Source organism: Clostridium kluyveri DSM 555, assembly GCF_000016505.1.
Lineage (GTDB): Bacteria > Bacillota > Clostridia > Clostridiales > Clostridiaceae > Clostridium_B > Clostridium_B kluyveri.
Genome location: NC_009706.1, coordinates 1,288,048 through 1,307,067, shown reverse-complemented (window position 1 = coordinate 1,307,067; position 19,020 = coordinate 1,288,048). Strand labels below are relative to the sequence as shown.

Annotated in this window: 20 protein-coding genes and 1 pseudogene; 5 read left to right on the top strand and 16 right to left on the bottom strand. The window is 30.9% G+C overall.

Going from position 1 to position 19,020, the window contains the following annotated elements:
- Nucleotides 1–20: 20 nt before the first annotated feature.
- The 7 genes from rnfB to CKL_RS06215 form a co-directional block, all read right to left on the bottom strand.
- The gene (rnfB, locus tag CKL_RS06245; RefSeq protein WP_012101655.1) at nt 21–878 is read right to left on the bottom strand and encodes an RnfABCDGE type electron transport complex subunit B; all 858 of its coding nucleotides are present in this window, start codon (nt 876–878) and stop codon (nt 21–23) included.
- Nucleotides 879–893: 15 nt separating this feature from the next.
- Nucleotides 894–1,475 (bottom strand): electron transport complex protein RnfA, encoded by a 582-nt coding sequence (locus CKL_RS06240; RefSeq protein ID WP_012101654.1) that lies wholly within the window; start codon nt 1,473–1,475, stop codon nt 894–896.
- Nucleotides 1,475–2,116, bottom strand: a complete 642-nt coding sequence (gene rsxE / locus CKL_RS06235; protein ID WP_012101653.1) for an electron transport complex subunit RsxE — start codon at nt 2,114–2,116, stop codon at nt 1,475–1,477. The genes CKL_RS06240 and rsxE overlap by 1 nt, the downstream gene beginning before the upstream one ends.
- Nucleotides 2,117–2,118: 2 nt before the next feature.
- Nucleotides 2,119–2,667 (bottom strand): RnfABCDGE type electron transport complex subunit G, encoded by a 549-nt coding sequence (locus CKL_RS06230; protein WP_012101652.1) that lies wholly within the window; start codon nt 2,665–2,667, stop codon nt 2,119–2,121.
- An 88-nt stretch (nt 2,668–2,755) separates the two neighbouring features.
- Complete coding sequence (locus CKL_RS06225) at nt 2,756–3,748, bottom strand: RnfABCDGE type electron transport complex subunit D (protein WP_012101651.1); 993 nt, start codon at nt 3,746–3,748, stop codon at nt 2,756–2,758.
- A gap of 19 nt (nt 3,749–3,767) precedes the next feature.
- Nucleotides 3,768–5,126, bottom strand: coding sequence for an electron transport complex subunit RsxC (rsxC, locus tag CKL_RS06220; protein WP_012101650.1), 1,359 nt, complete (start codon nt 5,124–5,126; stop codon nt 3,768–3,770).
- A 235-nt stretch (nt 5,127–5,361) separates the two neighbouring features.
- Nucleotides 5,362–5,775: a SoxR reducing system RseC family protein gene (locus CKL_RS06215; protein ID WP_012101649.1), complete on the bottom strand. Its 414-nt coding sequence runs from the start codon at nt 5,773–5,775 to the stop codon at nt 5,362–5,364.
- A gap of 504 nt (nt 5,776–6,279) precedes the next feature.
- On the opposite strand from CKL_RS06215, the pseudogene CKL_RS06210 reads away from it, so the two are divergent.
- Together CKL_RS06210 and CKL_RS06205 are read left to right on the top strand one after the other, a co-directional pair.
- Nucleotides 6,280–7,379: pseudogene (locus tag CKL_RS06210) on the top strand (PocR ligand-binding domain-containing protein).
- Between the two features lie 107 nt (nt 7,380–7,486).
- The gene (locus CKL_RS06205; protein WP_012101646.1) at nt 7,487–7,963 is read left to right on the top strand and encodes a hypothetical protein; all 477 of its coding nucleotides are present in this window, start codon (nt 7,487–7,489) and stop codon (nt 7,961–7,963) included.
- A gap of 12 nt (nt 7,964–7,975) precedes the next feature.
- Here CKL_RS06205 and CKL_RS06200 read toward each other — a convergent pair whose 3' ends face one another.
- Complete coding sequence (locus tag CKL_RS06200) at nt 7,976–9,172, bottom strand: D-alanyl-D-alanine carboxypeptidase family protein (protein WP_012101645.1); 1,197 nt, start codon at nt 9,170–9,172, stop codon at nt 7,976–7,978.
- Nucleotides 9,173–9,480: 308 nt separating this feature from the next.
- Between CKL_RS06200 and CKL_RS06195 the strand changes: the two genes are divergently transcribed.
- Both CKL_RS06195 and ytfJ read left to right on the top strand, forming a co-directional pair.
- Entirely contained in the window at nt 9,481–9,861 is a 381-nt protein-coding gene (locus CKL_RS06195; RefSeq protein WP_172634751.1) for a DUF2953 domain-containing protein, read from the top strand.
- A 241-nt stretch (nt 9,862–10,102) separates the two neighbouring features.
- A complete protein-coding gene (ytfJ, locus tag CKL_RS06190) occupies nt 10,103–10,567 on the top strand; it encodes a GerW family sporulation protein (RefSeq protein WP_012101643.1) in 465 nt (154 codons plus the stop codon).
- 98 nt (nt 10,568–10,665) lie between these two features.
- Here the strand turns inward: ytfJ and scpB are convergent, their stop codons facing one another.
- The 7 genes from scpB to CKL_RS06155 all read right to left on the bottom strand — a co-directional run bounded on the left by scpB (nt 10,666) and on the right by CKL_RS06155 (nt 17,403).
- Nucleotides 10,666–11,244 (bottom strand): SMC-Scp complex subunit ScpB, encoded by a 579-nt coding sequence (gene scpB, locus CKL_RS06185; RefSeq protein WP_012101642.1) that lies wholly within the window; start codon nt 11,242–11,244, stop codon nt 10,666–10,668.
- Between the two features lie 4 nt (nt 11,245–11,248).
- Nucleotides 11,249–12,013 carry a segregation/condensation protein A gene (locus CKL_RS06180; RefSeq protein WP_012101641.1) on the bottom strand — a complete coding sequence of 255 codons (765 nt, stop codon included), beginning with the start codon at nt 12,011–12,013 and terminating at the stop codon, nt 11,249–11,251.
- The gene (locus CKL_RS06175; RefSeq protein WP_012101640.1) at nt 12,004–13,203 is read right to left on the bottom strand and encodes a tRNA nucleotidyltransferase/poly(A) polymerase family protein; all 1,200 of its coding nucleotides are present in this window, start codon (nt 13,201–13,203) and stop codon (nt 12,004–12,006) included. Before CKL_RS06175 ends, CKL_RS06180 begins: the two co-directional genes overlap by 10 nt.
- Nucleotides 13,204–13,368: 165 nt before the next feature.
- Entirely contained in the window at nt 13,369–14,580 is a 1,212-nt protein-coding gene (locus CKL_RS06170; RefSeq protein ID WP_012101639.1) for a D-alanyl-D-alanine carboxypeptidase family protein, read from the bottom strand.
- Between the two features lie 119 nt (nt 14,581–14,699).
- Nucleotides 14,700–15,248, bottom strand: coding sequence for a pyruvate kinase alpha/beta domain-containing protein (locus tag CKL_RS06165; RefSeq protein WP_012101638.1), 549 nt, complete (start codon nt 15,246–15,248; stop codon nt 14,700–14,702).
- Between the two features lie 38 nt (nt 15,249–15,286).
- Nucleotides 15,287–16,108 carry an EFR1 family ferrodoxin gene (locus tag CKL_RS06160; protein WP_012101637.1) on the bottom strand — a complete coding sequence of 274 codons (822 nt, stop codon included), beginning with the start codon at nt 16,106–16,108 and terminating at the stop codon, nt 15,287–15,289.
- Between the two features lie 17 nt (nt 16,109–16,125).
- The gene (locus CKL_RS06155; RefSeq protein WP_012101636.1) at nt 16,126–17,403 is read right to left on the bottom strand and encodes an HD-GYP domain-containing protein; all 1,278 of its coding nucleotides are present in this window, start codon (nt 17,401–17,403) and stop codon (nt 16,126–16,128) included.
- Between the two features lie 318 nt (nt 17,404–17,721).
- On the opposite strand from CKL_RS06155, the gene CKL_RS06150 reads away from it, so the two are divergent.
- Complete coding sequence (locus tag CKL_RS06150) at nt 17,722–18,081, top strand: DUF4153 domain-containing protein (RefSeq protein WP_012101635.1); 360 nt, start codon at nt 17,722–17,724, stop codon at nt 18,079–18,081.
- 286 nt (nt 18,082–18,367) lie between these two features.
- On the opposite strand, the gene CKL_RS06145 is transcribed toward CKL_RS06150, so the two are convergent.
- A complete protein-coding gene (locus CKL_RS06145) occupies nt 18,368–18,973 on the bottom strand; it encodes a nitroreductase family protein (RefSeq protein ID WP_012101634.1) in 606 nt (201 codons plus the stop codon).
- Nucleotides 18,974–19,020: the final 47 nt, after the last annotated feature.

Below are 19,020 nucleotides of genomic sequence, written 5' to 3'. Positions count from 1 at the left end.
CAGCATGTTTTATCATCTAATTATGAATTTGCTGCAGCTTCTTCTTTACTTTGCTCTTGCAAATCCATAGCACTTGTAATTTTTTTAATGGCTCCTGTAGGACATTTAGCAAGACAAGTAGCTTCACTGCATTTTTCAATACAGATATGGTGATCCACTACTGCTAAATTATTCTCCAGCTTAATAGCACCATAGGAGCAATTTTTCATGCATAGTCCACACCCAATACATCCTACCTTACAGGATTTACGTACCTGTGCACCCTTATCTTTAGAATTACAATTAACTTGAACTTTTGAACCTAAAGGTCTCAGTTGAATTACACTCTTTGGACAAACAATTGTACAAGAACCACAGCCTGTACATTTAAATGTATCAACTATTGGTAACCCTTTAGACCCCATAGTTAATGCATCAAAAGGACAATGTTTTACACAGGTTCCAAAACCTAAACATCCATACTCACAGGCTTTAGGTCCTCCCTGAAGTAAATTTGCCGCAGTACAATCCTTTATTCCCTTGTAGTCATATTTTTTTACTGTATTTGATAAATCTCCCAAACACCTTACATGAGCAACTTTTGCTTCAACATCTCCAGCAGATTTACCGGTAAGTTCTGCCACTGCCTTTGCAACTTCTTCTTTCCCAGGTACACAAAGATTAGGAGAAACACTTTCGTCCAGCACAACTGCTTCTGCATATGCCTTACATCCTGCATACCCGCATCCTCCACATTGTCCCTTTGGGAGCACATCTTCTACCAATTCTATAAGTGGATTTACCTCTACTGCAAATTTTTTATCTACATAGGCCAAAATAAGTCCAAACAAAAGTCCTATAATGGTCATTACTATTAAAACCATAATTGCTGTCTGCATTTCACCAGCCCCTTTCTACAGCGAAATCATGCCTGAAAAACCCATGAAGGACAAAGCCAGCATTCCTGCCAGAATAAAAGCTACTCCAAGACCTTCTAGGGGTTTAGGTACATCCGCTAATCTTAATTTTTCTCTAAGACTTGCCATTAAAACTATAGCCAGGGCAAACCCAAGACCAGAACCTATACTGTTAACTACACTTTCTACAAATCCATAATTAGATTCAGCATTTATAAGTGGTACACCAAGTACAACACAGTTTGTAGCTATTAAAAGAAGGTATATTCCCCACATATTATAAAGTGCAGGTGCCTGTTTCTTTATAATAATTTCTAAAAGCTGTACAAAGCTTGCAATTAAAAGTACAAAAACTACAGTTTTTAGAAATACTAGATTAAAAGGTACCAATACAAAATTATAAACTACCCAAGCAAGCATAGAACTCAAAGTAATAACTGAAGTAACAGCCATACCCATACCTAATGAGGCATCTAAATTTTTAGAAACTCCAAAGAATATACAAAGTCCCAAAAACCTTGTTAAAACAAAGTTATTTACAATTACTGCACTTATAAACAAAGTTAAATAGGCAGACATTATGCTTCACCTCCACTTAATTGTTCTAACTTTTTCATTTTGACTTTCTCCACATGCTGATTATAAACTTTTACCAAGGAAACTAAATATCCAATCAATATAAAAGCTCCTGGTGGAAGTATCATAATCAATGCTGGATTATAAGAAGCCCACATTACATGTATTCCAAATACAGTTCCCGCACCAAATAATTCACGTATTATACTTATTAAAACCAATGCTAAAGTAAATCCGCAACCCATTCCCAATCCATCAAAGAAGGATGGTATTACAGGATTCTTTGAAGCAAATGTCTCTGCACGTGCAAGTATTATAGCAAATACAACTACAAGTGCCAAATATATTCCTAATTGACTGTATAATTCAGGGGCATAGGCTTCTAATACAAGTTCCACCACAGTAACTATGGTTGCTATACAAGTTATATATACTGGTACACGAACCTTAGGATTTACAAATTTTTTAATTATGGAAACTACTGTATTGTTACAAGTTATAACAAACAATACGCAAAGTCCCATAGTCAAACCATTTACAGCAGAACTAGTTGTTGCCAGTGCCGGACATAAACTAAGTGCAAGAACAAGTATAGGATTTTCTGAAACTAATCCTTTTTTAAATATATTCCATAATCCTTTCATAATTATTTACCCCCCGTAAACGTAGTAACCTTTTCAACTGCCTCTTTCACTCCCTTAGTTACAGCTCTTGAAGTAATTGTAGCACCTGTCATAGCTTGAATATTTTTATGATTTGACTTATCTTTTACAACTAAAAGATCCTCAGCTGTTTTACCCTTAAATTGTGATGTAAAAGAATCTTTTGATGCATTAGCTCCAAGTCCCGGTGTTTCATTATGAGACAATATACTAAAACCTATTACTTTTCCATCTGGAGTAACGGCTACCAACATAGTTATAGCCCCACCATATCCTTTGCTTTCCGCAGGTAATACATAAGCAACTGTACTGCTTCCCTGCTTTGCTTCATACCAATCTGTCTTGCCACTTACAGATTTAAAATCATCTGCATTTTTAACTAAGCTTTGCATAGTTTTATTCTTCAATTCAATTTGTTTTTGTGCTGCTACCGGAGCAGTTATATAATAAACTAAAGCAATTATAACTCCAGCTATAAAGCATGTAATCGTTAAATTTTTAGTAATCTTAAATACACTGTTATTATTCTCCATGAGCCTACCTCCTTGTCCCAAATTTAACTGGGATTGTTAAATTTTTAGTAATCTTAAACGTGTTCTTTTTATAATTATCCATAAGAAGTTATTTCCTAGCACCAAATTTAACTGGCTGTATAAAACGATCTATTAAAGGAGTAACTGCATTCATTAGTAATATTGAATAACATACGCCTTCAGGATATCCACCTTTTAATCTGATTAGAGAGGTAAGAGCTCCTGCACCTATAGCAAAAATAATCTGTCCTTTAACTGTCATAGGTATAGTAACCATATCCGTAGCCATAAAGAAAGCGCCAAAAACCAATCCACCTGCCATCATATGGAAAATAGGATCTCCTGTGAAAAATCCTGAAGTTCCGCCAAAAGCCCAGGTAAGTATGCCTACAGTTGCAATCATTACTACAGGAACCTGCCAATTGATATAACGTTTATATATAAGATAAAGTCCGCCTAAAACAAGCAATATTGTAGAGGTTTCTCCTATACTGCCATTACGAGTACCTATAAATAATGCCTTATAAAGTGCTCCTGTTCCTCCAAATGTATCAACTAACTTTGAATACCCATCAAGTTTTAAAATTCCAAGAGGAGTAGCACTGGTTACAGTATCCACGCTGGTGGTAAGCTTTGTCCATGTAGTCATGGCTACAGGCCATGAAAGCATTAAAGCTGCCCTTCCTATATGAGCCGGATTAAATATGTTATATCCAAGTCCCCCCATGGAATGTTTAGCTATTGCTATAGCTATAAATGCTCCTATAGCAACCATATAAGCAGGAATTCCAGGTGGAAGACACATAGCAAGTAAAAGTCCTGTTAAAAAAGCACTTCCGTCCTTAATAGTTACAGGTTTCTTTCTTATTTTTTGAACTGCATATTCTGTAATCACAGCAGCTAGAATACCTACTACCATAGTTTTTAGTGCTGGAATGCCAAAGTTATATATAGCAAAAATTGCTGCTGGAGCCAATGCTAAATTAACATTCCACATTATTTTAGAAATAGATTCATCACAACGAATATGTGGTGATGTTGAAACCGTAAAAATATCTTTTTTTGTTTGTGCTTCTGCCATTTTACAATCACCCCTTACATTATTTTGCAACTTTCTCTTTATTTTTTTCTGCTTCAGCTTTATCTCTGGCTGCCTGAGCTGCATTTTCAGCTTTTAAATATTTAACATATTGTACAATATTTCTCTTAGCAGGACACACATATACACAACTGCCACATTCCACACAATCTAAGAGGTTATAATCTTCTTTAGCTTCTCTATATAAATTGTTTTGGCCAAGAATACTCAACATACTTGGATTCAAGCTCATAGGACAGGCATTGAAACATCTGCCGCATCTAATACATGCAGTTTCTGTTCCTGTGTTTGCATCACTTTCAGACAATGAAAGTATACCAGATACACCCTTTAGTATAGGTACTTCTAAATTAGATTGTGCAAATCCCATCATAGGTCCACCCATAACAACCTTAACTGGGGTTTCTTTAAATCCGCCACAAAGATCAACAGCATACTTAAAAGTGGTTCCTATCCTAAGCAGTAAATTTTTAGGTTCTTTTAAAGCTCCTCCACTTAAAGTTGTAACCCTTTGTATAAGTGGAATACCTTTTTCCACCGCATCACTGACTGCAATACATGTACCTACATTTTGAACAACTGCACCTACATCCATAGGAAGTCTTCCTGATGGAACTTCTCTTCCTGTTAACACCTTTATAAGCATCTTTTCAGCTCCTTGAGGATATTTAGTAGGAAGTGCAACAACTTGTACACCTGTTCCTTCAAAAGCTTTCTCCATAACTTCAATAGCATCTTTTTTATTATCTTCAATACCTACAAATCCCTGTTCTGCTTTTAAGATTTTCATAATAATTTTAACACCTGATACTATCCTATCTGTATATTCCAGCATAGATCTGTAATCAGATGTTAAATAAGGCTCGCATTCAGCTCCATTTAAGATAAAAAATTCCACTTTTTTATCTGCTGGCGGTGAAAGCTTCACATGTGATGGGAATGTAGCGCCTCCCATTCCTACAATACCAGCTTCTCTTATTATGCTCATTATATCCTTATCGCTTAAATCTTGCCAATTCCTAGAAATTGGTATTCCCTCTATCCATTCATCCTTTCCATCATTTTCAATGACTATAGTGAGGCATTTTCCAAACCCAGGGTGTGGATATTCAGCCACATCTACAACTTTTCCAGAAATAGAAGAATGTACATTAGCTGATACAAAAGCATCACTTTTAGCAATAAGCTGTCCCTTCTTAACCTCATCACCTTTTTTCACTATAGGAGATGTAGGAGCACCTATATGCTGTCTAACGGGAATGAATACCTTATCAGGTATAGGTGCTGCTTCTATAGGCTTATTGGCAGTATACTTCTTGTTATCATTAGGATGTATTCCGCCCAGAAAACTTTTTAACACTTTTAACACCTCTTTCAATAATAATTTTTAAATTTAATTATGAAAATATTAGTTTTTATAAACTAACATATAAAATAATTTCCATATTAGAGTATAGGTAAATACTATCTATACTCTAATATAAAATTATAATCCTTAAATAAAATTCAACATAACAAGTTAAATTAGAATAAACATTCCTCTAATTTAATAAAAACCATATTTAATTTAAAAGGAGCCATAAAATTGATTTCAATTATAATACCTTTTTAATCACAGGTTTAGAAGCATCATTTTTAGCTGTTGCCTTGTCAAATACTTTTATATACACAAGTGATATAACAAAAAACACTATTCCACCTACTACCTTAAATGCCATTTCATAATACCCCACAGCATTAAATATCCATGTTCCAACCAAAACCCCTAAAAAAATTGATATAATAGGCATTATATACACTACAAAGGCTGCTCTTATCATATTTTGTTCCCTCATTTCAAGAATGACATGTTCCCCAGCTTTTGCTCCAATAGGATTTTTAGCATCTAACACCGTGGCATTATCACCTGGACAAGCACCGCAATTCTTGCAATCTCCATGTCTGCTTGCCTTAACCCTAGCAAAGCCTTCTGTTGTTTCAATTACGATGCCTTCTGATTCCTTTTTCATTGATTACATCTCCTTGTCTATTTGTTCACCTTTTCTAAATATATGACATTGCTCCTTTATTTCTATAATTATACCATAAATTTTCATACTGTATCATAATTTTTTTATAACTGTACTAATTAGTTTCGACTGTTGGTATTTTAAAACATTCTAAACTTTTCACTATATATTATACATCATTTTTTAAAATTTCATATAGAAATATGAGGGATTTCATTTTTTAATTTTTTAATTTTTTAGCGTTTTTTTGAATGGTTTTTAATATGTATTTAAAATTATAGTTGATTTACTAATTCCTCAATATTTTTCAATAACAGTTTAAATTAGTCTTTACTTGAATAATATAAATATATTATTATAATAGTATATACTAATATAATATAATAGTATATGTTATTATATTATTGGGAAATACTACAGCATTATATGGTAAAATATTACACATAATAGTTTTTCATAATTCAAATTTATTATTTCTATGGGGAGGTTAAAATTATGTTAAAAATGCTCACTAAAAAGGCAACAGACTCTAATATAAGTTCATTTAGATCCGATGCAAATTCACTTAAATCTGATATAAGTTCACTTAAGATAAAGGATATTATCGATATTGATCTACTCCAAAAGTTTCAGGATAATTTTGCTGAAAGTATGGATATTGCCAGTGTAACTGTAGATATGGATGGAAATCCTGTAACTAAGCCAAGCTCTTATACTGATTTTTGTTTAAGACTCACCCAATCTACGGATATTGGTACCAGACGCTGTGCTGAATCCCATAAAAGAGGAGGACTGGAGGCAACAAGAACGGGAAAACCTTACGTTTACACCTGCCATGCTGGATTGATAGATTTTGCGGCACCTATACTAGTTGCAGGTCAGCAGATTGGAACAATTTTAGGTGGTCAGATTTTAACTTCTGCTCCAGAAGAATCAATATACAAAAAGAATGCAAAAGAAATAGGCATTGATGAAAATAAATATTTAGAAGCTGTAGGCAGGGTAAAAATTACCACTAAAAAAATATAACAGCAGCAGCAGAAGTACTGTATATTATTATAAATGCACTTTCAAAAATAGGATACGAAGAACTTCAGTTGAAAAAAACCTCTCAGGTTCTTTCAGATAATTTAAATCAAATTTCTGCTATAATGGAAGAGTTGTCAGCATCCTCAGTTAATGTTTCAAATAATCAACATTCTTTAAACAAAGAAATTATTAATATAAAAAATATATCTACAGAAATTAATTCCATATTAGATTCCATAAAAAGTATAGCTGATGAAACCAAAATGCTTGGATTAAATGCTGCTATAGAAGCAGCTAGGGCAGGAGATATGGGTAGAGGTTTCGGAGTAGTTGCTACAGAGATAAGAAAATTATCTGAAAATTCCAAAAACACCGCCATGAAAATATCCGATCTTACTAAGAAGATTGAAGAATCTGTAGATAAAACTGTAGAAACATCAAATTCTACTCTAGAAACCACAGAACAGCAGACATCTGCCATTGAAGAGACCAATGCAAATTTGCAGGAGGTTATATCAATTTCAGATAAATTAAATAATTTAGCAACCTCCAATATGGATAGATTTAAAAGGTAGTGGAGAATTACGCTATAGCACAAATAGCTTCCTAAATATCAATCGTTTCAATGTAAAATAATAGATTATATTATTAAAAATATGATTTCAACAGGAGGTGAGTAGGCATGAAAATTTCCGAAAAAACATTTTTTAAAAATGTCTGTAAATACTGCATAGACAAATATACTATTTCAAATAACGGACCTTTAATGGCTTCACTTATAAATCAATTATGTAATCGTATAGATATGGATGTACCTGCAGTTCAGGGTATAGTACGTCTCCGCATAAATGACAATTACAGCAGAAGTTTTGCCCATTGTTTCAATGTATATAATGGAAATATTATAGATGCTTCAATATATCAATACGCACTTATATATAGATCTATAGAAAACCTTTTCCCTACCTATGTGGTACAAAATACTCCAGATTATATAGACTATAGGATTGATAATAAAATGAGTATAAAGCATAAGGTTAAGTTTAATAAAGAATTACTAGAAAATATACTCAAGAATATAGAAGACAAAGACTTACCTGAGATAAAAAGATTTAACTTAAATGAAGATTCAAAAAAAGAAAATTTATTTTATCTTTAATTTAAGCTTTATCTAAAAATCACTTAATATATTGGAATTTTTATATTTAGGTAATTGAAAATCAATTGAAACTTCAGGGGAATTTACATTACCCCTGAAGCCAAAAATTCTATGCATAAATCCTCTTATTTTTACATCCCTGGAAGCTATTAAGGCAGCACTGTATATTTTTTTATCATTTTCATATACACAAAGCATTCCTATTTTATCACCTTTTTTTACGTTATATGCTATTTTCTGAGGCTTTATAATTTTTGTGGTATACTTAAATCCATTTTTTATAGGTAACACAATATCATCTTCGCATTCTAATTTTAGATTATTTCTATTGATCTTCAATTCTGCTGCAATATCCCCTTTGGAAAATAATTTTACAAACTTATAATTTTTATTTACATACTCATATATTTTATCTGTTTCCTCCCATCTTCCAGGGGAATTTAAAACCACTATTATGATATCATTTTTCTCAATAGCTACAGAAGTAACTAAACACTTTCCTGCCTTTCCAGTATATCCTGTTTTGACTCCATTTGCTTCTGGAATCTGCCACAGTATTTTGTTTATATTGTGATAGCTTCTGCTAAATTTATTTTTTTCTCCATCCACATCTTTAGAACTTACAATTTCATTAAATAAAGGTTCTTTTTTAGCTGCCGAAGTAACCAGAGCAAGATCATAAGCCGTAGAATAGTGACCTTCACTATCCAGTCCATGAGGAGTTTGAAATTGAGTATTTATTACACCTAATTCACCTGCATATTCATTCATAAGCTTTGCGAACTCTTCTACACTTCCGCTAATGCCTTCTGCAATGGCTATAGCAGCATCATTTCCCGATCTCAACATAAGTCCAAATAAAAGTTCCTTCAATAATATACTCTCACCCTTTTTATAACCTACTGTAGAACCTCTTACAGAAGCAGCTTTAGGGGATATATCTATTTTTTTATTTAAATCTCCATACTTCATAGCTACAAGGGCTGTCATTATCTTAGTTGTACTTGCCATTGGAACCAATTCATAAGCATTTTTTTCATATACTACTACTTTAGAATTACTATCCAAAGCTACGGCACATCTAGCATTTACATTAGGTTCTTTAACAGCTCCCTGTTCTCCTTCTGCAAATACATTATAACAACATATATTATTAAGTATAATAAAAAATATTATTATACTTACTTTTTTTAATCCCATACTTTTCATAAATTACTTCTCCCTTTATTATTATTAGTACTAATTATTTTTACCTTAAATAAATATATTACTATTAAAATTATTACTAAATAAGTATATAATTCTTTATATAGTTAAAAATTAGTAAAGACAAATACTATTAAATGGAGGAAATTATGGGCTTATTCTTTTTTTTATTTATTACATTATTTATTATTCTTTTATTTATTCCCTTTCCCGTAAAAATAAAAATAAAATATTCTAAAAAAAATTTTATCTTTAAAGTTTATAATTTAAATATTTCAAATAAAATTAAATCAATTAAGGATAAATACTCTTTGAATTATCCTGAAGTAAAAAATAGATTACCCTTTTTTATAAAAATTATAAAAAACAGTTTAAATTTTGTTAATGAAATAAAATTTAAATCTACTCTTAAAATAGATATAAAAATTGCCTATGGCCTTGAAGATGCAGCTCACACAGCTTTAGTTTATGGCTTTATATCTTTAATAAATATATTAACTTTAAACATTTTATCCAAAATATTCATCATAAAACAAAATCAAATTTACGTAACCCCCAACTTTAACAATTTACATTTAAAAATACAGATAAATAGTATAATTTACATAAGTTTAGCTAAAATTATATATACAGGTATACTTTTAGCTAAATATAGAAAAAAGCTTAAAAAATTAAATCCTCTTCATACATAAAATATTTATCCAAACACAGCAGTTAACTAATACTCCCATCTTTTTAAAAGGGAGATAAGCAGGTCTACGCACCTGGATAAGTTCTTCCCCTAAAGGATAACGTAAGACACTAAGAATACTGTTAATAAGGTTCAGATGGAGAAAAAGCATTTCTCTATAGCAAACTCCACCTGAACCCAATAATCACTTGATAAAGGAGTAAGTTATAATTTATTATTAAAAGTTCAAAGGAGGAGTTTCAATGGATAATCATCCTATAGAAAACTTATTAAAAAGCACCATGGAAAATTTGAAGGATATGATAGATGTAAATACTATAGTAGGAGATGCGGTAGAATCAAAAGACGGTTCTTTTATAATACCTATTTCAAAAGTATCTTTAGGTTTTATATCTGGAGGAAGTGAGTTCAATTCTAATAATCAAGATACATCTAATTTGGAATATCCTTTTGGAGGAGGCTCTGGAGCCGGGGTTACAGTAAAGCCTGTGGCTTTTTTAGTTACCAAAGGTGACTCCATAAGACTTTTATCCTTAAATCAAAATAATACCTATGATAAAATAGTAGATTCCATTCCTCAGATAATGGATTTAATTAAAGGAATGGGAAGTTCAAAATGTAAAAACCCAGAAAACACACATAGAAAAGAAGACGGAAAAGATAATAAAAAAGAAGAAGACACCGGTAAAGAAAAAACCTCCTCTTAAATTTAAAGTTTGTTACAGGTAAATTTTCATATCTTTCTCAGACAGGCGATAATGCTCATCCCCCATTTTTAAGAAGATGGGGGTATTAGCTAATTCCTCTAAGATTCATTTGATTTATAAACTGACTCATAATTGTCAATTAAATCATCTATTCCTGGAATTTCTTTTATACTATCTAATCCAAAATATTTTAAAAACTCTTCCGTTGTAACATAAAGTATGGGTCTTCCTGGAACACTTAACCTCCCATTTTCCTCTATAAGCTTTTTTTCCATTAAAGTCATTAATGCTCTATCACTTTTTACCCCTCTTATTTCATCTATGTCTATCCTTGTTACAGGCTGCATATAAGCAATAATAGCTAGAGTTTCAAGAGCTGCTCTAGAGAGAGATTGTCTTAAATTATTTTTCAGCAATTTTTCTACATAACCGCTGTTTTCAGATTTGGTAACCAGGCTGTATTTATCATTACTATTTAATATTTTTATGCCTCTAGAACAGTTTTCATATTCAAAAGCCATCTCATTTATCAAGTCTCTGGTATATTCTAAATTGCATCCTATTATGGCTGCAATTTGTTTTAACGTCAGTGGTTCTCCAGATACAAATAACAGAGATTCTATTATAGAAAAATAGTTATCCTTGGATATACTATTGCTTTCACCGATTTTATACATAATTTCATTGAGATTCTCCTCCATATTCAATTACCCTTTCTATATAAATTTCACTAAAATTTTTATATTGCATTATAGATATAGTTCTAAGCTTCACCAATTCCAAAAGTGCAACAAAAGTTATAATGGTCTCTATTTTAAAAGAACAGCTTTCTACAACAGTTGAAAATCTAATCTTTTTTTTACCTTCTAAAATTTCCACTATATATTGCATCTTATCTTCCAGTTTAAATTTATCTACAGTTATATTTTTATTAACTGTATTCTCTTTATTTAATTTGTTTGTATATAAATCAATAAGTTTCTTATATATTTCATGTAATTTTTCCATATCTGTATCTCTTAAGATTTCTTCCACATTTTCAGGTTTATTCTTTACTTCAATTATCTCTGGCATTTTCCCATACATCTTACCTATATTTAACGCTCTTTCCTTAAAAAATTCCGCTGCTGCTTTAAATCTTTTATACTGAAGTAACTTATCCACCAGTTGTTTTCTTGGATCTTTTTCATCATCTGCAGCAGATTCATCCAATTTAGGCTTAGGCAAGAGCACCTTAGACTTTATTTCTATAAGTGATGCTGCTATAACTATAAACTCCGAGGTTACCTCAAGATCCATATCCTTCATATTGTTTATGTATTGAATATACTGTTCTGTAATATCATGAATTTTTATATCATATATATTCATTTTATTTTTTTTTATAAGATGAAGTAGCAAATCGAAAGGTCCTTGAAAATTTTCTATTTTTATATTTAAAGGCATTTATACATTTCTCCTATGTTTTTTAATAGATATTCTTTTTCCCATTTTAATGCTGTATTTAATTCAATTTTCATTACACCATTCAAAATTTTTTTTATAGATTTACCTTCTTTTATACCAAGATCAATTATATCATTGCCATTTAAACTCAGTTTATAAGTACTCATGTTATTTATATAATTATAAATTTTATAATTTAGCTCATAATGCCAACTCAAAAATATCAATTTATAATCATTCATACTTCTTAACAACTGATATAATTTATAGTTATCTAAGGTATTTTTTATAGAATTAATCACCATATGCAGTTCTTCTGAAAAATATTTTATTGTATTCTTCAATTTTCTATTTAAAATTGAGTTTTCTATTAATATGTTAACATAGACTTTATCCCTTAGGGAATAAAATAACCTCAAAATTCTCATATCTATATTTTTATAGACGAAAATCAAATCTTTCTCACAATTAGAATATTCAACCTCCAATGCTTGTCCATCAATGTTAAATATTTTTAAATCATTACACAAACGAATATTTTCTATCCAATTTATTTCAGAGCATAGAGAATATATTTCTTTCATTATTCTATCATTACTTATTGTATTAAATATGCCCTCCTTAATACACTTTTCTATTTCCCATTTATCTTCTAAATAAAATCCATACCTTACACAATATTTTACAGCTCTAAATATCCTGGTAGGATCTTCTCTATAACTGTTAAAATGTATTTTTTTAAGAACCTTATTTTTTATATCACCTATGCCGCCATAAATATCTAATATACTATTTCCTACTATATCATATGCCAGTGAATTTATGGTGAAATCTCTCCTATACAGATCATCATATATATCTGAAGGTTCCACTTTGGGGAGATCTCCATGTCTTTTATAATATTCCTTTCTACATCTTATTAAATCTATACAAACCCCATTTTGAAAAGTTACAGCAGCAGTTTGAAAATTTTTATAATACTTATAGTATTTTATCCCTTTCAATTGTGTTACAATGCTATTTGGATTATAATTTACACATATATCAATATCTTTTATTTTATTTTTAAGTATTGCATCCCTGACAGCTCCACCTACTATATAGGCTTTTACGCCTTTTTTTATACATAAATCTCTTATTGCCTCTATAATCGCTATTTCACCTTTAGTAAAAGATTTTAAGATATTCATAACGGCTCCTCCCTAAAAATATAACCAGATAATTGGGCGGAAATTCAATTAGCCTTTTAAGTATATTACTGTTTTAAACTTGCAATTTACTTAAAATATTTTAAAATACAACTAAATTTGAATTTCCTACTTGTATTATTATACTATATAATAAATATATGTATATTATACTCCCCCATTTACGATATTTTTAAGATTATCTTTAAAATTTCCTAATATACCCGGTTTTTTTACATCTCTATCACTATGTAAATCCACCTTGCCTTTTAACTCTCCATCTATATATACATCACAATATCCAACCTTTTCACCTTTTTTATACTGTCTTTTATTTTTATTTATAACACACCTGCAGGTAATTTTATTTTCCTTTCCTTTTTCAACTGTCACCTTTAAATCCGAAGATGACTTTGCCATAAAAAATTTGTCTCCCCCTTTATTTAAATTAACTTTTTCTATGTCATCTCCTTTCTTTAAAACATTAATGGAAGTATATTTCGAAAATCCATAATTCATAAGCATGCTTGCTTCTTTATTTCTTTCTTTATAAGTAGGAGAGCCCATGACCACAGCTAACATTCTAGCACCATCTCTTACTGAAGTAGCAGATATACAGTATTTAGCAGAATCTGTAAACCCTGTTTTTAACCCGTCACACCCTTTAAAAAATCTGACCAGCTTATTATGATTTACTAGTTCTATAGGACTTTTTCTCCCTTCTGATATAGTCTCCATATAAGTTCCTGTGTATTTTAATATATTGGGATGTTTCAACAATTCACTAGACATTAGTGCTATGTCATAGGCTGTAGTATAATGGCCTTCCTGACTTAGCCCCGTACAGTTTTTAAATTGTGTGTTATTCATCCCAAGCTCTTTTGCTCTTTTGTTCATAAGCTGCACAAAAGCTTCTTCCGTACCTCCTAAGTATTCTGCCATAGCAACCGCAGCATCATTTCCAGAAGCTATTCCTATACCTTTTATCAAATCCTCTACACTTCTAACTTCTCCTGTATCCAGCAGCATAGAACTTCCACCCATCTTCTTTGCATTCTCGCTGACGGTAACTTTGTCTGACAGGGATATCTTTCCTGAATCCAAAGCTTCCATAGTTAAAAGCATATCCATTATCTTGGTAACAGAGGCAGGTTCTAATTTTTCATTAGCATTTTTTTCAAATATAATTTTACCACTCGTTGGTTCCATAAGTAATGCAGATTTTGCATTTATACTCAAATCCGCCTTTATAGATTTAATTTCTTGCTTATCCTCCTCAGTTAAAGCTTTCGCTTTAACTACTGTACTTCCAAGTCCTATTATTAAAAACATTATTAAAAGCATACTAAGTAATATAGAACTAATCTGTCTTTTTTTCATTTTATTTTTCTCCTCCCTTCAAATGTATTTTTTCCCGAAATTAATAATATTATCACATAAGCATATAAAAAAAATACAACAATACCTAAATGATACTGTTGTATTAAAAATTTTTAATATTAATAATACGAAGGTTTACAGATAATTTCATGGATTCTGGTGCTGAATACACTGCTGGCATGGGAAGGTGTAAGTATCAATGCTGTATCAGCTCCACGAGCAGAACCTCCTATAGAAATAACTGGCTCCCCATAAGGTATAAATCCTGCATCCAAGGCCATTATTGCAATTTCTACACAAACCTTAGTCCCCTGACCAAAGGTTCTCAAGGTCTGGGCAATTATTTCAACAGCGTTAACTCCACCAAAGACCTTGCTGATTCCTCTCTCTGCCCCACTTAGCACATGGGTAGTAGTCAATACTTTTATTCCGTTATTCTCCAGATAACTTCGAATATCTGCTGGAAATTCCATTTTTCCCTCTTCAGGATAGCCATTTGCATGTGTTACAACCACTACCTGTAAATCTTTGATTCCCTTCATCAATCTGGCAGTATCTCCCTTAGAAGAAGCTACCACAATATACTTTATATTTTTTTCTCTGGCAGTTTTTAATGCCAATTCTACAGTATCTTTAGTGTTTTCTTTACCTTTTTTACTAAAATACACAATTCATACCTCTTTTCTTCATTTAAGTTATAAAAACATTATATAAATAATTCCGGTTCTTTTCTAGAGGCAAACTCAATTTCCAATTCATATTTATGTCTCAAGTAATCTTCGTCATCATAATATTTTGCACCATGAGGGCATTTCTTGATACAGGCACCACATTTAATACAAATGCCATTTAATTTAGATACATCCTTAAAATCAATAGATCCCATAGGACAGACATTTACACAAATTTTGCAATCAGTGCAATTATCATTGGTCTTTGGAGTAACCTTTCTAATATCTACGGGAACTCCTTCTTTATTTCTAGGTTTATAATACTTCCTATAAGGTTTATTTCCTTTTACAGTTAAATTTTTTATTTCATGCCCAGTTACAAATTTACCATACATACTGTGAGCAAAATTTCTTGCTATAGTCATATCTTTTTCATCTGGCCTGCCTTTTGCAAGAATTTTAGAAAATGAATGTTCTCCTATAAAGGCACCTGCCCCAATAACCTTAAAACCATTCAATTCAAGTATGTCTTTCAATTCTATTAAAGCATCATCATAATTTCGATTACCATAAACCGCCACCGAAACAGCCAATGCCCCATTTCCTTTAATAGAACTCAAATATTTTAATAATACATTTGGAACTCTCCCTGCATAGACAGGAACCCCCACAATAACAATATCCTGTTCTGAAAAAGAAACAGATTCTTCTCTAACTTTTGGCAATGTAAAATCAATATTATTTATATTCATTATTTTGCCATCAATATCTTTCGAAATTTCTCTTGCTATTTCACATACTATTTTTTCAGTAGTGCCTGTAGCACTAAAATACAGTGTATTAATTTTTTTATCCATAGAAATATCATCCCCTTTTATTTAAATAAAAAACACCTATTTAATACTTTTTCAATAAACACTTCTATAAGTTCTGGGTCAAACTGTATATAAGCATTTTTTTGTAATTCTCTCATGGCCTGTTGTTCTGATAGAACACTTCCATAACTTCTTCTACTTATCATGGCATCGTAGGCATCTGCTATAGTTATTATTCTAGATTGAAAAGGTATTTCCTTCTGTTTTAAAGATTTAGGATATCCGCTTCCATCCCATCTTTCGTGATGTGACAGTACATATTCAGATATCTCTGACATATCATTTACAGAACTCAATACTCTAAATCCTATTTCCGGATGCTCTTTCATTTTGTTCCATTCACTCTCTGTAAGTTTTTCTTTTTTATTAAGTATACTTTCATCTATAGCTATTTTACCTATATCATGCAGTAGACCCGCTGATTTAAGTTCTTTAATCTCATCTTCTGATAAACCTAGAGCCTTGCCCATACCCATACATAATTGAGAAACCCGTCTTGAATGCATCTCTTCTCTTTTATTTTTTTCATAGAGTGCATTGACAATAATATTCACAGCATTTGATCTTACACTAAGATTTTCATACACCTTATTTTTATACATATTATCTTCAGCTTTTTTTAAAATTCCTTGAATTTCTTCCCTTTTATGATTTTTAATCGCATATCCAAATGTAATATCCATATTAACAAAATCTGTTTTTTCTCTTAATGCCATACATTTAATATTTTTAATAATCTCCTTTACTCCATTCTCATTTGTGTTAGGTAATAAGATTACAAATTCATCTCCTCCTATTCTAGCTATTATATGTTCTTTTCCACAACCTTTTTTTATTATTTCAGCTGTTCTCTTAAGGAGCTTATCCCCTTCTAAATAACCAAGAGAGTCATTAACAAATTTTAATCCATTTATATCGCCTACAATAACAGCCAGAGGAAATTGTCCTTGAATATCTAACCTCACCAGTTTCTGTCTAAAAAATTTTCTATTATATAAGCCCGTCAGTTGATCATGAAAAACTAAATAATTGTAATCACATCTTCCAATTCTAGAAATATTATCATCCCTATCTAAAGTTAAATCTTTATTTTCCTCTTTACATGTAAAATTTTCCAAAGGATTTTTGTTAACGTTTACAAAAATATTTTCCATCAGCTCCTTAAATGATCCCTTCACACACACATCTCCACAGCTTAATCTTAACAATTTTCTGTTTCTTATCTGAGTCATATTATTAAATATAAACAACATTATTATAAGTAAAATAATATACATACTCATCACCTCGTTAATAGGTTAATTGAAACATGCAAATATTGTATTTTAACAAGCTATATTATAAATTATATACTAAAATCACTGAATATTCTATATATTTTTATTAACACCAGTATAATGTATACTATTTCAACCATTTTACAAATGATTTATGATAATATATATTAAATATAATATACTATAATCACAGGTAGGTCACTATGAAACTTATACATTATACTAAAAAACTTTTAATAGGTTTATATTCCAGCTTCAAGAGATTTCCACTTACTATATTCCATCACCAGATACTCCGCCGTTAGTCTTTCACTATACATGGCATTTCTTTTTATCCCTTATTTTATAAAAAAAGAAAATTTTGAAATGTATGTCATAACTGTTTTCACATCATTTTTTGTAACAGTGATTTATTCCATTATATTATATTTGGGGCTTTCAGCTATTTTATTTACCATAGACAAATTGCTTGAAATAAAAGTTTTAACTAAGATTTACTATTACACATGGTTACTTGTAGTATTTTTATTTTCAATGTCTTATTTTCTTTCCGGAATATCTCCTAAACATAAGGAATTATCCATAAAATCTTATCCTAAACCATTAAAGATATTACTATTGTATATTATAATGCCTCTTTTGACGGCATATACAACAATACTTTATATATATTTTTGAAAATAATAGTAACAAGCAAATGGTCTATAGGTATGGTTTCACATTTAGTTATATGGTACTCAATTATTGTTACTATAGTATTATTTTTTATCACTCCAATTAAAGAGGAAAACCTCTGGCAAAATAAATTTTTAATATTACAGGAATTGATTTTTACGTACTTGTTAAAATCAAATAGCTTATAAAAACCCTCCCTCTGTATATTTGAAAATCAGAGGGAGCATTAATTATAATTTAGGGATAGTTTAAGAGCCCTGTAACTAATGAAATTTAAAAATATATTATTCTACATCTCCTTTAAAAGTATTTCGTCCATAGGCAGCCTTGGCCTTGGAGATGGATCTTGATCTGGATACCCAATTGGGAGAAGTGCCACTATATCATATCTATCTTCAAGTTTCAATATTTTTTTAGCTTTTTCACGATCTACAATACCCACCCAGCAACTTCCAAGTCCTAAATCAACTGCTTTTAATACCATATGTTCAACAGCAATACCTGCATTTTGCCATAAGTGAGCTTTGGCAGTTTCTTTATTCAATGTAGTGGTTTCCTTATATTTGTTGATTTTTTCTCTATCCTCGCCATTATCTTCAAAGGCTCCCGAATTTATTAATTCCCGGGATCTCTTGGCCGCAGTCAAAAACACTTCTGTATCTATACAGCATACTATTATAACTGGAGCTTTAGTAACAAAAGGTAAAGTACACTGCTCCATCTCCTTCCTTACTTCTTCACTTTTTATCACCACATATCGTGTAGATTGGAGATTTGATGCAGATGGCGCCATTCTGCCAGCTTCTAATATTTCTTTTATATAAGAGTCCTCTACAGCATCAGGTTTAAATTTTCTTATACTTCTTCTTAGTTTTATTACATCATTAAAATCCATAACAACCACCTCATAAATTAAAAATATCTCTTATATGTTATTATAAG

What these genes read in the sequence shown, in the direction of transcription:
- rnfB (WP_012101655.1), bottom strand. Translation starts at nt 878, where the DNA reads ATGCAGACAGCAATTATGGTTTTAATAGTAATGACCATTATAGGACTT.
- CKL_RS06160 (WP_012101637.1), bottom strand. Translation starts at nt 16,108, where the DNA reads ATGGATAAAAAAATTAATACACTGTATTTTAGTGCTACAGGCACTACT.
- CKL_RS06230 (WP_012101652.1), bottom strand. Translation starts at nt 2,667, where the DNA reads ATGGAGAATAATAACAGTGTATTTAAGATTACTAAAAATTTAACGATT.
- CKL_RS06150 (WP_012101635.1), top strand. Translation starts at nt 17,722, where the DNA reads ATGGCATTTCTTTTTATCCCTTATTTTATAAAAAAAGAAAATTTTGAA.
- CKL_RS06215 (WP_012101649.1), bottom strand. Translation starts at nt 5,775, where the DNA reads ATGAAAAAGGAATCAGAAGGCATCGTAATTGAAACAACAGAAGGCTTT.
- ytfJ (WP_012101643.1), top strand. Translation starts at nt 10,103, where the DNA reads ATGGATAATCATCCTATAGAAAACTTATTAAAAAGCACCATGGAAAAT.
- CKL_RS06145 (WP_012101634.1), bottom strand. Translation starts at nt 18,973, where the DNA reads ATGGATTTTAATGATGTAATAAAACTAAGAAGAAGTATAAGAAAATTT.
- CKL_RS06200 (WP_012101645.1), bottom strand. Translation starts at nt 9,172, where the DNA reads ATGAAAAGTATGGGATTAAAAAAAGTAAGTATAATAATATTTTTTATT.
- CKL_RS06170 (WP_012101639.1), bottom strand. Translation starts at nt 14,580, where the DNA reads ATGAAAAAAAGACAGATTAGTTCTATATTACTTAGTATGCTTTTAATA.
- CKL_RS06180 (WP_012101641.1), bottom strand. Translation starts at nt 12,013, where the DNA reads ATGCCTTTAAATATAAAAATAGAAAATTTTCAAGGACCTTTCGATTTG.
- CKL_RS06155 (WP_012101636.1), bottom strand. Translation starts at nt 17,403, where the DNA reads ATGTATATTATTTTACTTATAATAATGTTGTTTATATTTAATAATATG.
- CKL_RS06205 (WP_012101646.1), top strand. Translation starts at nt 7,487, where the DNA reads ATGAAAATTTCCGAAAAAACATTTTTTAAAAATGTCTGTAAATACTGC.
- CKL_RS06240 (WP_012101654.1), bottom strand. Translation starts at nt 1,475, where the DNA reads ATGTCTGCCTATTTAACTTTGTTTATAAGTGCAGTAATTGTAAATAAC.
- scpB (WP_012101642.1), bottom strand. Translation starts at nt 11,244, where the DNA reads ATGTATAAAATCGGTGAAAGCAATAGTATATCCAAGGATAACTATTTT.
- CKL_RS06175 (WP_012101640.1), bottom strand. Translation starts at nt 13,203, where the DNA reads ATGAATATCTTAAAATCTTTTACTAAAGGTGAAATAGCGATTATAGAG.
- rsxE (WP_012101653.1), bottom strand. Translation starts at nt 2,116, where the DNA reads ATGAAAGGATTATGGAATATATTTAAAAAAGGATTAGTTTCAGAAAAT.
- CKL_RS06225 (WP_012101651.1), bottom strand. Translation starts at nt 3,748, where the DNA reads ATGGCAGAAGCACAAACAAAAAAAGATATTTTTACGGTTTCAACATCA.